The 368-nt window shown below is 43.5% G+C and carries 1 protein-coding gene; it reads right to left on the bottom strand.

Annotated elements, in window-relative coordinates:
* Window positions 1–41 precede the first annotated feature (41 nt).
* Entirely contained in the window at window positions 42–245 is a 204-nt protein-coding gene (locus ABDZ84_RS00100; RefSeq protein ID WP_343779199.1) for a hypothetical protein, read from the bottom strand.
* Window positions 246–368: the final 123 nt, after the last annotated feature.

Raw genomic sequence — 368 nt, 5'->3', positions numbered from 1 at the left:
AAAAAAGTGGTACTTACCAAATTATTGGCGAGTACCACTTTTTATTTTACTGGGTTTTGTCCCAGCCCCTGCTTGACCACCACTCCGGCTGCCCACTTCCCTTTCCGTGGGGTTTGTCCTTCAGCTAACTTTTTTAGCAAAACCCGCTCAAAAAAGTGGATCTTCAGGTCAAACATTTCCCACAGGAGTTGAAGTGGCAAGCCTTCGCTATTATCAGGCTCTACAACGCCAGCATGAAGTAACACAGCTGCTTTTATACTAACGGATAGCGATTTTCACTTTACCCATTGTAAAAAAAGTCAACCTATTACTTATGACAAGAATTGTTGCACCTTCTCATAGCGGAGACGAATTACGTAGACTCCTGC

It is taken from the genome of Virgibacillus salarius, from assembly GCF_039521925.1.
Taxonomy (GTDB): Bacteria; Bacillota; Bacilli; order Bacillales; family Amphibacillaceae; genus Virgibacillus; species Virgibacillus salarius.
The sequence above is the reverse complement of the archived record's forward strand: the minus strand, read 5'-3'. Positions and strand labels throughout refer to the sequence as shown.